Below are 13,679 nucleotides of genomic sequence, written 5' to 3' on the forward strand. Positions count from 1 at the left end.
CTTACCCGTGGCGGCGACGCAAGCAAAGCGTGCGCGCACCGCAAGTCGGTGCTTGATCCGCCCCGACAGGCCCGCTACCCAATAGTCCGACAAGAACACAGGAGGGGGCGACAACCCATGCGTACTCAATCGACCGCGCACCGCACATTGCGGACCCGCGCACGCAATTTCGTGCTCGGTACGGCATCGCTGCTGATCGCCGCGACCGCATCGGCCCAGGCCCCCGCCCCGGCAACGCCGCAGCCGGGCGAACCGGCGCAGATCGCGATCCGCGGCGATCAGCAGGGTCCGACCTATGACCGGCGCATCTTCACCCAGTTCGCCGAGCATCTCGGCAACGGCATCTATGGCGGCCTGTGGGTCGGCAACGATCGCCGGATCCCGAACACGCGCGGGTTCCGCAACGACGTCGTCGCCGCGCTGAAGCGCCTTGGCGTGCCGGTCATCCGCTGGCCGGGCGGCTGCTTCGCCGACGAATATCACTGGCGCGAAGGGATCGGGCCCCGCAACAAGCGCCCGGTCAAGATCAACACCAACTGGGGCGGCGTGACCGAGGACAATGCGGTCGGCACCCATGAATTCATGGACCTGACCGAACAGGTCGGCGCCGAAGCCTATATCTCGGGCAATGTCGGCAACGGATCGCCGCGCGAAATGGCCGAGTGGGTCGAATATATGACGCAGGAAGCCGGCACCCTCGCCGACGAACGCGCGAAGAACGGCCGCAAGGCGCCGTGGAAGGTGCCCTATTTCGGTATCGGCAACGAGCTATGGGGATGTGGCGGCAATATGCGCCCCGAATATGCCGCCGACGAGACGAAACGCTTCGCGACCTTTATCAAGTCGCCGGCCGGCAGCCGCGTTCTCAAGATCGCATCCGGCGCCAATGTCGAGGACTATAACTGGACCGACGTGATGATGCGCGAGGCGATCAACCAGATCGACGCCGTCTCGCTGCATTACTACACCGTCCCCGGTGGCGGCTGGCCGCCCAAGGCGTCCCCGACCCAGTTCGACGAATCCGCCTGGGCCGAAACGCTCGCGCGGACGTGGAAGATGGACGAGCTGATCACCAAGCATTCGCAGATGATGGACAAGTACGACCCGCAAAAGCGCGTCTGGCTGGCCGTCGACGAATGGGGCACGTGGTATGCCCAGGATCCGGGCACGACGCCGGGCTTCCTGCGCCAGCAGAACACGCTGCGCGACGCGCTGGTCGCCGCGATCAACCTCGACATCTTCGCCAAACATGCCGACCGGGTAAAGATGACCGCCATCGCGCAGATGGTGAACGTGTTGCAGGCGATGATCCTGACCGACGGGCCGAAGATGGTCCTGACCCCGACCTATCACGTGTTCGAAATGTACAAGCCGTTCATGGACGGCACGGTGCTGCCGATCACGGTCAACAGCCCCTATTATTCGCGTGACAAATGGGTGATGCCGGCGGTGTCGGCCTCGGCGGTGCGTAGCAAGGACGGCGTGGTCCATGTCGCCCTGTCGAACGCCGATCCGAACCGTCCGACCACCGTGTCGGCGGCGCTGACCGGGATCAACGGCGCGACCGTCACCGGCCGGGTGCTGACCGCGCCGACGATCACCGCGCACAATACGTTCGACAATCCGAACGCCGTGACCCCGACCGCCTTCACCGGCGCACAGGTCGCGAACGGCACGTTGACGGTGACGCTGCCGGCCAAGTCGGTGGTGATGCTCGACATCAAGTAAGGATATGGGGCGGCGTCCGGCCGCCCCATACTCCCGTTACGGACGGGCCGTTCCCGCCGTGCGTCAGTCGGCCCAGAGCCGTACCGCCAGCCCCTCGATATAATCCGCCGCCCGGCCCGCCGCGCCCGCATCGTACAGCGCGGCCAGCGCCGCCGGATCGAGCGCCTTGGCGGCGTCCAGCAGCCCGCGCCACGGTGCGAGCGACCCCGGCCACTGGTGCAGCGCCACCGCCGCGCCGACCTCGGCCAGCCGGTCGGCCTTGCGCGTCTGTTCTGCGAAATACCGCCATTCGGGCGCGCAGATATAGGGGCGGCCGACCCGCGCGATCTCATGCACCGTATTGTCGCCTGCCGATGCGATCACGACGTCGGCGGCGGCGATGTGATCGGTGACGCCGTCGACCCAGCCGCGTTCGACCAGATTGCCGAAATCGGTCTCGTGCCCCTCGCGATGCACCGGTCCGATCACCAGCCACAGCGCATCGGGCACCGCCCGCGCCGCCATGGTCAGCGGGGCATAGGGCGTCCCCGCCCCGCCGCCGCCGGTCAGCACCAGCACGACTTCCTTGTCGGGATCGATGCCCAGCTTCGCCCGCGCCTCGGCCTTGGACGGCACGGCATCGGTCGTGGTGCACAGCCCGCCGGTATAGCAGGTCTTGGCCCGGCCCCAGTCGGGAAAGTCGTCCTGCTCGATGCCTTCGTCGAACGGCGCCAGCAGCCCGACACACGCCTGATAGGCACCCAGATGCCCCGGATCGGTGCGGTCGCCATGCATCCGGATCTTGATCGCGGGCACGCTGGCGATCCGCGCCATCAGCGCGATCTCCGCCGAAACGTCGACGACGAACAGCGCGGGGGCGGCATCGTCGAGATGGTCGAGGATCGTCCGCATCGTCCGCCGCGTCGCCTCGACGCCCAAGGGCACGCAGTGCAGCACTTCGGGCGTCGGCTGGTCGAATAGCGCCCGGGTCGGCACCGGCGCGCCGATCATGTTGGGCAGCGCCACGATCTCGATCGGGCGGTCGAAGCCGTCGAACAATTCGGGCCGCGCGCACAGGATCGTTACCGGCCGCTCGGCGGGCAGTTCGCGAATGATCGCCATCGCCCGATTGGCATGGCCGCGGCCCTGATGATGGATGAAAAAGGTGATCGGCCGCGTCGTCATCTGTCCCCCGGAGAAACCCGTCTTCGTACCTGCGCACGAACGCGGCGGAACCGTTGCCGGCTCCCCGCGTAACCGCCATACCGAAAATTATTTCGGAATCACAACGATTTCCGATGATTCAGATGGGAATAGAACCTGCATGACGACGCATGACGGCTGGTCCAATCCGCGCCCCGGCCTGACGATCCTGCGTCGTGGCGACGCGCCGATCCGCGCGATCCAGGTATATGGCCAGCGTTGTTCGGGGACCAACGTCCTGATCCGGTCGATCGAGGCCAATCTCGGCCGCGCCGCCTTTACCGAACAGCATGGCTTCAAACACTGGTTCGTGCCCGAACAGGTGCTGTTCCCGCGTGACGTGATGGTGCTGGCGGTGGCACGCGATCCGGTCGACTGGGTGCGCAGCCTGCATCGCCAGCCATGGCACGCCCATCCCGAACTGAAGAAACTCGGCTTCTCCGACTTCATCCGCGCGCCGTGGCACAGCTATTGGGACAGCGAATTCTGGGGGGTCGAGGACGATCATCCGGTGCTGGGGCGCGAGATGCTGCACGAACGCTGCCCCGATACCGGCGAACGCTTCGCCAACCCGCTTGCCAAGCGTACCGCGAAGCTGCGGCACTGGGCGGGACTGCACGACCGGGCGCATCATGTTGCGCTGCTCAACCACGAGGCCTTCTGTGCCGATCCGGCGGGCGTGATCGCCGACCTTGCCGCCGCGACCGGCCTGACCATGGCCGAACCGTTCGTCGCGCAGGACACGTACAAGGGGCAGGGCCACCGCGCCTTCCGTCCGACCGCCTACCCGCCGGTGTCCGACGCCGATCTCGCCCATATCCATGCCTGGCTCGATCCGGCGGTCGAGGCGCGCTACGGCTTTATGATCCCCGAACCGCAGGCGCAGGCGGCTGAGTAGGTTCACGCGAAGGCGCGAAGACGCGAAGGGGTTGCGTTCAGGGTGATGTCCCGCGATCGGGAGACACTTGCTCCGGTTGCAACGAAAACATGGCCGCTGGCGCGGACAGGCTTTGCCAGTGGCGCAACTCCTTCGCGTCTCCGCGCCTTCGCGTGAACCCTATCTTCCTTCGGCCGTGGCCCGCCGCACCGAACCGGCCAGCGCCACCGTCAGCAACCCGGCGACAACCGCCCAGATCGCCAGCCCCTGCCACGGTGTATAGCCCAGCCATTCATCGGCCACGGTCCGCAGATAGCCCGGATCGAACCGCGCCGCGAACACGGCAACCGCCAGCGCGCGCGGCTCGTCCTGCGGCGCGGTGATCTCCGCACTGGCGATCGCCATGTTGAGGACGACCGACCCCGCGAGCAACGCGGTGACCGCCACGCGCGACCAGCGCGTCGCGCGTGCCCAGAACGTGCCGATGCCGATGCACAGGAACCCGACCGCCGGCAGCGCATGGCGCGGTCCGGTCGCGTTGCCGCCGTCCCAGTAATAATAGGAGGCGTTGATGAGGAACGGCACCACCGCCCCCGCGACCGCCAGCCAGCCAAGGTCGCGGGTCGCGCGATCGCGGACCAGCAGCGCCAGTCCGAACGGCGCGACGATCAGGATCGGCGCGACCCACAACATGCCGCGCCGCTCGCCGAGGATCAGTTCGTACAGCACATAGGGCTTGGGATAGGTCAGTCCGAACAGCCCCTCCTGCATTCCGGCAAAATCGGTGACGCCCGAATAGCCGAGCCGGAACACCGTCCCGAACGCGATCAGGTTATAGGCGAGCAGCACGACCAGCGCGCTGCCCCCCGCCGCCAGCGCGATGGCGACGGTCCGCACCGCCTCCCCCCGCGCGACCGTCCGCAGCCGCCACAGCGCGAAGCCCGCCACCGGCAGCCCGGCGATCAGCGCCGAATGCTCGATCAGCACCGCCCAGCCGAGCGCCAGCCCGGCAACGACCGCATGACCGGGCGACCGCTCCGCCCCGGTGCCCCGCCACACCGCCCAGGCGGCGATCAGCAGCAACGCCGCGACCGGAGCATGGCCGAAGATCGTCGTCGACCAGCCCCAGATGGTGGTGCCAAGGCCATAGGAGAGCGCAGCGACCGCGCCCGCCTCGCCATCGCCGGTCGCCCGCCGGACCAGATCGTAGAGCAGCATCGCCGCCAGCGCGCTCAGCACCGCGCAGATCGTCACCGCGACCAGCCGGATGCGGATCTTCAGGAAGCGGTTGAACTCGCGATTCTCGAAGCCGGGGACGAAGTCGTCGGCGCGCTGCCCCGACAGACGGTCGGCAATGGCGACCGCGGGGATACCGAGCACGGTCATCCCCGGCGCCTTGTCCGAATAATAATGGCTGCCGAACTGCGCCTTGTCGATCGTCAGGGGGGCGAACTCATCGATCGTCGCGTCGCCCTGTTCGACCAGCGACAGCGTCGCGAACATGCGGACGGCATTGTTGGGATTGAACTCCCACGACCCGAACCATGCGCAGGAAAACCACACCAGCAGCAGGATCAGCCACGCCACCGGATCACGGCGCAGCGGCACTACCGACCGGTCCGCCCGATCCGCCGCCGTCATGCGATCAGAAGACCCGGTTCAGCAGCAGATAGAGCGACCCCGACAGCAGCACCGACACGGGCAGCGTCAGCACCCACGCCATCAGCAAGTTGCGCACCGTCCCCATCTGCAACCCCGACCGGTTCGCCGCCATCGTGCCGGCGACGCCCGACGACAGGACGTGCGTGGTCGACACCGGCAGGCCGAGGCTGTCGGCGCCGAAGATCGTGCCCATCGCCACCAGCTCGGCCGACGCGCCCTGCGCATAGGTCAGGTGGGTCTTGCCGATTTTTTCGCCGACGGTGACCACGATCCGCTTCCACCCGACCATCGTGCCGAGCCCAAGCGCGAAGGCGACCGCCACCTTGACCCATAGCGGGATGAAGCGCGTGCCGGCGTCGAGCGAACCGCGATAGTCGGTCAGCACCTGCTGGTCGCGATCGTTCAGGCCCAGCGACTTCTCCTTGCCGATGCGCTTCACCGCTTCGGAGGCGAGGTACATGTCGTTGCGCATATTGCCGCTGACCGCCGCCGGAACCTTGGCCAGCGAACCATATTCGCGGACCTGGCGGTCGATCGTCCCGACCAGCGCGGTGACGGCGGGCACGGTTTCGGCGTCGAGCTTGCGCTCGGTGATATAGCGCTGCGTCTGCCTGCGCGCGGCGATGTCGTCGAGGCCGACACGCGGGCCACGCGGCGCCAACACCTGCACCGCCGCCGCGCTGTTGGCGGCGAACTGCGCCTCATATTCGGCGGGAACCGCGCGGTTGAGCGCATAGGCGGTCGGCACCGTACCGATCAGGATCAGCATGATGAGGCCCATGCCCTTCTGCCCGTCGTTCGACCCGTGGGCGAAGCTGACGCCGGTGCAGGTGAAGATCAGCAACGCGCGGATCCACAGCGGCGGCGGGGTGTCGCCGACCGGCGCCTCGTACAGCTTGCGGTTGCGGACCAGCGTCTTCATCGCGAGGAACAGCAGCGCGGCGACGCCGAAACCGATCAGCGGCGAGATCAGCAGCGCCTTGCCGATCTCGGTCGCCTTGTCCCAATCGACGCCGGCCGATCCGTTGCGCCCTTGCAGGATCGCATTCGCCACGCCGACGCCGATGATCGACCCGATCAGCGTGTGCGACGACGACGACGGAATGCCCAGCGCCCAGGTGGCGAGGTTCCACACGATCGCCGCGATCAGCAGCGCGAACACCATCGCGAAGCCCGACGACGACCCGACCTGCAGGATCAGTTCGATCGGCAGCAGCGAGATGATGCCGAACGCGACCGCGCCGGTCGACAGCAGCACGCCAAGGAAGTTGAAGAACCCCGACCATACGACCGCGACATGGGCGGGCATCGAATTGGTGTAGATCACGGTCGCGACCGCATTGGCGGTGTCGTGGAAGCCGTTCACGAATTCGAAGCCCAGCGCGATGATCAGCGCGAGCACCAGCAATGCGAAGGGCATCAGCGTCAGCGGATCGACGCTGGCCGCCGCCGCATCGTGATATACGTTGTAGACGACATAGCCGAGTGCGGCGACGATCGCCGTGGCGAATCCAAACGTACCGGCGCGGCCGAAGCCGTCGTCCAGTTTCGGGCCGGGGCGTCCATCCCGCTCCAGCGCTGCGCTCGTCATCGAAATTCCCCTGCCGAATGGACGAATCGCCCTACTGGCGAAGTGTGACAGTTCCACACCGCCCCCGCGTCGGCATCGCGATCGGCGAGGCGCCCATAGCGGATGGAAGATGCTTTGGCGATATGCCGCGCATATGCGTCCGATTCCGGAACGACGCCGTTACCGGTGCGCCACACTATGCGCGCGCAATGCCGGTCAGGGCAGGATGCGCAACCGTTCGATCACCACCCCCGGATCGACCATCCACAAGCGGATGCGATGCCGACCGGCCTTCGCCACCTGATGGCTGGACCGGGTCGCACGAACCGCATTGCTGACCGCTTCGGCCCATTCCTTCTCACCGGTGCCTTTCCACAGGTCGATGACCTGCGGCGGCGCATCGTCGATGGCAATGGCGTAGCGCCGCCCGCTGCCGATGACGTCGAGCGATGGTGCCGCCAGCACCTCGACCGTCGCGGTGCCGGCAGGCAGCGTGACAATGTAATCGAGCGCAGGCCCCTTGCCCGGCACCTGCGCCGCGGCCGTCTGCGGCCATGGCGTCACCGCGCGACCCGCGATGCCGAGGCCGGGCACGATAACCCAGCGCACCGCATCGGCAGGACGGTTGGCAGCGAACGCCGCCGCATCGATCTCGGTCGGCTTCGCCGGCGGCTGGACCGCAATCGGCGTGCGCCGCGTGCCGGGCGCGACGCGACGCACTTCTGGCATCACATCGGTCTCGGGCTGTTGCCAGCTCGTATAGCCAATATGCGTCTGCGCCATCATGTGCCGCCACTTGCCACCGTTCAGCCCCTCATAGCGCGCGCGGATCGCACGATCGTTGGCGAACAGCCGCTCCGCCTCATCCGCGAGGCGGTTGGCCGCCGGATCGCCCGCCGCCGCCGCCGCGCGGTTGCGCGCGACCGTCACATACAGCCGGGCGAGATTGCCCGCCGCCTCGACCGGATGCGCGACCAGTTGATAGAAGGCGTCCTGCCCCGCGACCTTGGGCCGCACCGCCGCGACGTCGCGGTCGAGCGCCGCCCATTCGGCCAGCACCCGGTCGGCGGTGCCGTCGGTCAGGCTCCAGCTATCGGGCGACCAGAGTTCGGGCTTCTGCCGCGCCAGATAGCGGGTCGTGCGGTCGAGGATCGACGCGATCGCGTCCGCCTGCCCCGCCCCGAACTGTTCGGCTGCCCAGCGGCGATGATAGTCCGCCATCGCCTCAATGGTCATCGCCTTCGGATTCCACGCCATGTCGAGGAAGAAGCTGGTCGGAAGCTCCATCGGCTTCAGGTCGCCGACATTGACGATCCACATCCGGTCGACACCATGCGCGTCGGCCAGCGCCATCTGCTCCCAGGTTCGCGAAATCTGATTGGTGTTGAGCCACTTGTAGTTGCGCGGACCACCGACATAATCGAAATGATAATAGACGCCGTACCCGCCCGGTCGGGTTTCGCCAACCTTGGGCAAACGACGGATATTGCCCCAATTGTCATCGGCGAACAGCAGCGTCACGTCGTCGGGGACGCGCATCCCGGCATCGTAATAATCCTGCACTTCCTTGTAGAGCGCCCAGACCTGCGGCGTCTGTGCGGCGGGCTTGCCGGTCACCTCGGCGATGATGCCGCGCTGGTCGGCGACGATGCGTTCGAGCAGCTTGGTCGCGGTGCCGCTGGTCATCGGCTCGTCGCCATCGCCGCGCATGCCGACCGTCACCACCGCATCGCGCCCGGCGTTGCGCACGATCCCCTCGCGCCAGAAGCCACGAAGCTTCTCGACATTGGTCGTGTAATCCCACGCCCCGCCCTTGCCCCGCGCCCATTCGATATGCGCGCGCTGCATCGGTTCGTGGTGCGAAGTGCCGAGCACGATTCCCATCCGGTCGGCAAGCGCCGCGCTGGTCGGATCGTCCTGCCACAGCGATTTGCCCCACATCGCCGGCCACAGATAATTGCCCTTGAGCCGCAGCGTCAGTTCGAACACCCGCTGATAGAAACGCGAATTGATCCCGCCGAAGCTGCTGCGCGCCCATTCGCCCAGCGCCGGTTCCTCGTCGTTCAGGAAGATGCCGCGATAGCGCACTTGCGGCGCATCGATCCTGCGGCCCGCCGTCACATACAGGTTCGGGCGTACCGGCACCGGCACGTCCGCCCACCAGCTCCAGGGCGACACCCCCGCCCGACGCGACAGGTCATAGGTGCCGAAGATCGCCCCGCGCTTGTCGGCGCCGACGATCACCAGCGCGCGGGCGACGCCCGGCATTGGTGCCTCGACCACCTGCTGGACATAGCCTTCCCAGCGCCCCTGCAGCGTCGATACGTCGATCCTGCCCGCCGCGATCAGCGCGTCGATCGCCGGGCTCTGTCCCAGCACGCCGATCAGCACCGCCCGGTCCTGCGCCTCGCCGCTGCGTCCGGCGAGTCCGGTCAGGTCGCGGACCAGATCGTCGGCGGCATCGCGAACGCCGCCATCGACCGTCGGTTCGACAACGACCCGTGCCGGCACGCCGTTTTCGATCAGGGCCATCGCGTCGCTCGGCGCCTTCTCGCAGATCGCAACCAGACCGGTGCAGGCCGATGCCGGATTCGACGCCGCTATGCCGACCGCCCCAGCCATCAGGCCAATTCGTCGAATCATCGAACGCCGGTCAGGACGATGAACGGATTGCTGCATGACCTCTCCGAATATTGGTATCGTTGGGCGATTGCCCTGACAGCGTAGCCAAGCCGCCTTCATCGGTCGACCCGGTCGCGGGGTCAACGTTCCATCCGTCGCTCCAACTACTTTTCGCCATCGACATGGTGCGCGGTAACGCACCGAATATCGGTCAAACCAATTATACAAGACTGGCTTGACGGCCGCGCGGTGATAGCGCTACCACCACCAGATCATTCGTAGCGAATGGAGGCGACCCCGAATTCGGGGCGCTGGTGTGGGAGAGTTGAGATGTTGACGAACACCCTGTTGCGCCGTGCCGGTACCGTGTCGGCGCTGCTGCTGGCCGGCACCGCCTGGCCCGCCCTCGCCCAGACCGCGACGACCGCCGCCAACGAACCCCCGACCGCGCAGACGCAGGACGGTGCCGGCGCGACCCAGCCGACCGCGATCGATTCGACCGACCAGCCGCCGGCCGATCCGTCGCTGACCGGCAATGACGAGATCGTCGTCACCGGCTACCGCGCCTCGCTGACCAGCCAGACCAATGCGAAGCGCAATTCGATCGGCTTTACCGACACGATCTTTGCCGAGGATATCGGCAAGTTCCCCGACACCAACATCGCCGAATCGGTCAACCGCATCCCCGGCGTGACGATCAGCCGCGAAGTCACTGGCGAAGGCGCCAACGTCGCGATCCGCGGTCTCGGCACCAACTTCACCCGCGTGCTGCTGAACGGCGCGCCGGTCGCGATCGCCTCGGTCCGCTTCGATGCGCAGAGCACCAATCGCGAGGTCGATCTCGACCTGATCCCGACCGAGCTGTTCACCCAGCTGACCGTCAGCAAGTCGCCGACCGCCAGCCAGATTGAGGGCGGCGCGGCCGGCACCGTCAACCTGCGCTCGGCGCGTCCCTTCGACAATCCCAAGCCGTACATCAGCTATGGCCTGCAAGGGTCGAAAGTCAGCAGCGCTGACAAATGGGGCTATCGCGGCCATGTGCTCGCCAGCGCCACCTTTGGCGATTTCGGCATCCTTGTCGGCGGTGCGGCGGTGCATAACCAGTTCCGCGTCGACGGGTTCGAGACGATCGGCTGGACCAACCCCAATCTGACCGCGGCACAGAGCAGCAGTTCCACGCGCAATGCGACCGGCGGCGGCAACTTCACCATTCCGGGCACCGTGCCCGCCAATGCCGGCAACGGGCTGATCCCCGGCACCGTCATCGACGAAGCGTTCCTGCTGCGCAACAATCCGGGCGCCACCATCCAGCAGATCGACAACGGGCTGCTCCCGCGTCTCGGTCGTCCGCGCACCGAGATCGGCGAGCGCACCCGCTATAACGGTCTCGTCAGCCTCGAATGGCGGCCGAGCGACGCGCTGCATTTCTATGTCGACGGCATGTATGCCAAGCGCGATACCGAGTTTACCCGCAACGCGATGAACTGGGCGGTGCGCAACGGCGCGGCGATCCCGCTCAACACCACCTATGACAAGACCGACTGCGCGGCCGGCTGCACCGTCACCGGCGGCACCTATGCCAATGCGCAGTTCTTCCTCGAATATCGTCCGTACAAGGATACGCAGGACTACTGGGGCGTGAACCCCGGCGTCGAATTCGTCGTCAACGATTTCATCAAGGGCGATCTGCAGGCGAATTATACGCAGAGCAATTTCCGCCGCGAAAGCCCGACCTTCCTCGTCATCACCCCGGCCAGCAGCGGCACGACCGTCACCTACAAGAATGACGGCGGCATCCCGTCGATCACCAGCAATATCGACCTGAACGATCCGCGCAATTTCGGTTGGGCCGGCGGCGGTCGCGTCAACCTGAACGGCGAAGAGCGCCGGACCGAGACACGCGGTGTGCGCGGCAGCCTGTTGTTCGGCGACGATCAGCGCTTCAGTGTGCGGGTCGGCGGCGCGTATGACGATACGCAACGTCGCATCACCCCGTTCGACAACACCAATCCGTGGCAGGCCGCGATCTGCGGCAACAATCCGAACGTCATCCTGCCGGGTCCGAACCGCCAGCCGCTGTGCGACGGCGCCAACCAGCCAGGAACGGTCGCGCCCAGCGGCTATCCCACCTATCCGGCCTATGGCACCGGCTTCACGGCGGGCGGCCAGCCGCTGGTCTATGGCGGGTCGCTGATCCCGACCGCCGCCGTTCCCTCGTTCCTGCTGCCCGGCGACAACGGCTTCATCACCGTCGACTGGGCCAAGGTGAAGGCCGCGACCGGCTATGACCAGCTGCTCGCCGGCGCGACCGAAATCGGGTCGGGCAGCAGCGGCGCGAATGGCGGCCTCATCCGCGAAAAGGTCACCGGCACCTTTGTCGAGATGAACGACGTCATCGACATCGGCGACAACGACACGCTGCGGCTGAACGGCGGCCTGCGCTATGTCCGCACCGAACAGATTGTCGGCGGGCGCACCACCATTCCGAACCCGCTCAACACGCGGGGCGGCGTGACCTGCCCGGGCAGCAGCGCCAACAACTTCGCGCTCGACGGGTCGTGCTACCCCGCGATCATCAACTTCACCGAGACGAACCGCCTCTATTCGAACTTCCTGCCCTCGGCGAGCGTCGCCTACAGCTTCGGGCGCAAGGCGGTGGCGCGCGGCTCGATCTCGCGGACGATGACCCGGCCCGATCCGAACCAGCTGCTGCCGGGCGCCTCGTTCACCTCGCCCTCGGCCGATGTCGGCACGCTCGGCAACAATGCGCTCAGCCCGTACATCTCGGACAATATCGATCTCGGCTTCGAATATTATACCGGCGGCGAAGGCGTCATCGCGTTCGCGGCGTTCCGCAAGTCGATCACGGGCTTCACCGTCAACGGCATCACCACCGTGCCCTTCTCGACGCTGGAACCGTTCGGCATCACCTTCGCCTCGCTGACCCAGGCGCAGCAACAGGCGCTGCTCGACCGGGCGCGCCCGGCGGGGATCGCTCCCGAAGCGGTACCGGTGCAGATCCAGCAACAGGTCAACGCCGACGGCAAGCTGAAGGTCAACGGTCTGGAATTCCAGATCACCCAGCCGCTCGACTTCCTGACCCGCTATATCGGCGTCGAGGGTTTCGGCGTGCAGGGCAATCTGACGCTGATCGACCAGCGCGGCGAGGGTCAGGGCGCGCCGGCGATCGCGCTGGGCGTCGCGCCGACCACCTATACGCTGACCGGCTATTATGAAGGCAACGGCCTGTCGGCCCGCCTGACCTATACCTATAACGAAGGGTCGCAGGGGTCGGGGCTGAACCAGAACGGCCTGCCCGCCGCCGCGATCTTCGGGCGCAGCTATGGCCAGCTCGACTTTTCGGGCAATCTCGACCTCGGGAAGATCCTCGGCAACGACTATCTGCCGACCGTCGTCGTCAACGTCATCAACATCACCAAGGAAGCGCAGTCGAGCTACTTCCAGTTCCCCAACGCGACCTTCAACGAATATAATCCCGGCCGCACCTTGCTGGTCGGCGTGCGCGGGCGCTTCTGATCCACTTGCGTGGAACCGGCACCGGCCCGCTCGAACCCTCCCCCAACTGACGGGCGTGGCCGATCCCTCGGCCATGCCCGTTTCTTTGCTTGACGTCGCCGCCCGGTTCGCCGCACCGCAGCACCGTCATGACCAACCGCATCGATCCGCCGCGCGCCGGACGGCGCAACCGTCGCGACACGCTCGACGAGCGAACCTGCCAGATGATCTGTCCGATCGCCGCGGCGATGGTCGGCGTCTGCCTGACCGGCATCGGCCTGCTGCATGTCACCATCACCTTCCGCGCGCGCCAGACCATCGCCGACGACCTGTTGTCGATCGACGCGCTGATCTTCCTGATCGCGACGCTCAGTTCCTATTTCGCGTTGCGCGTCCAGGGCGTGCGCCGGCTCCACTGGCTGGAGCGGATCGCCGATGCGACCTTCATCAGTGCGATGCTGCTGCTGACCGCGGCCTGCTTCCTCATCACCTACTCGCTCAATCGATAGAAGATTACCGATT

The 13,679-nt window shown here is 66.6% G+C and carries 8 protein-coding genes; 4 read left to right on the plus strand and 4 right to left on the minus strand.

All coding sequences use genetic code 11. The features are described from left to right. The first annotated feature begins 117 nt into the window (after window positions 1-117). The gene (locus MF607_RS16545; protein WP_242120831.1) at window positions 118-1,728 is read left to right on the plus strand and encodes an alpha-N-arabinofuranosidase; all 1,611 of its coding nucleotides are present in this window, start codon (window positions 118-120) and stop codon (window positions 1,726-1,728) included. A gap of 63 nt (window positions 1,729-1,791) precedes the next feature. On the opposite strand, the gene MF607_RS16550 is transcribed toward MF607_RS16545, so the two are convergent. Continuing rightward, a complete protein-coding gene (locus MF607_RS16550; RefSeq protein WP_242120833.1) occupies window positions 1,792-2,892 on the minus strand; it encodes a glycosyltransferase in 1,101 nt (366 codons plus the stop codon). Between the two features lie 139 nt (window positions 2,893-3,031). On the opposite strand from MF607_RS16550, the gene MF607_RS16555 reads away from it, so the two are divergent. Beyond that, window positions 3,032-3,808: a hypothetical protein gene (locus MF607_RS16555; RefSeq protein WP_242120834.1), complete on the plus strand. Its 777-nt coding sequence runs from the start codon at window positions 3,032-3,034 to the stop codon at window positions 3,806-3,808. Between the two features lie 159 nt (window positions 3,809-3,967). On the opposite strand, the gene MF607_RS16560 is transcribed toward MF607_RS16555, so the two are convergent. The 3 genes from MF607_RS16560 to MF607_RS16570 all read right to left on the minus strand — a co-directional run bounded on the left by MF607_RS16560 (window position 3,968) and on the right by MF607_RS16570 (window position 9,662). Further along, entirely contained in the window at window positions 3,968-5,428 is a 1,461-nt protein-coding gene (locus MF607_RS16560) for a hypothetical protein (protein ID WP_242120835.1), read from the minus strand. Window positions 5,429-5,432: 4 nt separating this feature from the next. Beyond that, complete coding sequence (locus MF607_RS16565) at window positions 5,433-7,040, minus strand: inorganic phosphate transporter (RefSeq protein WP_242120836.1); 1,608 nt, start codon at window positions 7,038-7,040, stop codon at window positions 5,433-5,435. A 195-nt stretch (window positions 7,041-7,235) separates the two neighbouring features. Further along, a complete protein-coding gene (locus tag MF607_RS16570) occupies window positions 7,236-9,662 on the minus strand; it encodes a glycosyl hydrolase 115 family protein (protein ID WP_242120837.1) in 2,427 nt (808 codons plus the stop codon). Window positions 9,663-9,971: 309 nt separating this feature from the next. Here MF607_RS16570 and MF607_RS16575 point away from each other — a divergent pair, with 309 nt between their 5' ends. After that, a complete protein-coding gene (locus MF607_RS16575) occupies window positions 9,972-13,178 on the plus strand; it encodes a TonB-dependent receptor (RefSeq protein WP_242120839.1) in 3,207 nt (1,068 codons plus the stop codon). A gap of 128 nt (window positions 13,179-13,306) precedes the next feature. Then, window positions 13,307-13,666 (plus strand): hypothetical protein, encoded by a 360-nt coding sequence (locus MF607_RS16580; protein WP_242120841.1) that lies wholly within the window; start codon window positions 13,307-13,309, stop codon window positions 13,664-13,666. Window positions 13,667-13,679: the final 13 nt, after the last annotated feature.

It is taken from the genome of Sphingomonas lacusdianchii, from assembly GCF_022664395.1.
Taxonomy (GTDB): domain Bacteria; phylum Pseudomonadota; class Alphaproteobacteria; order Sphingomonadales; family Sphingomonadaceae; genus Sphingomonas; species Sphingomonas lacusdianchii.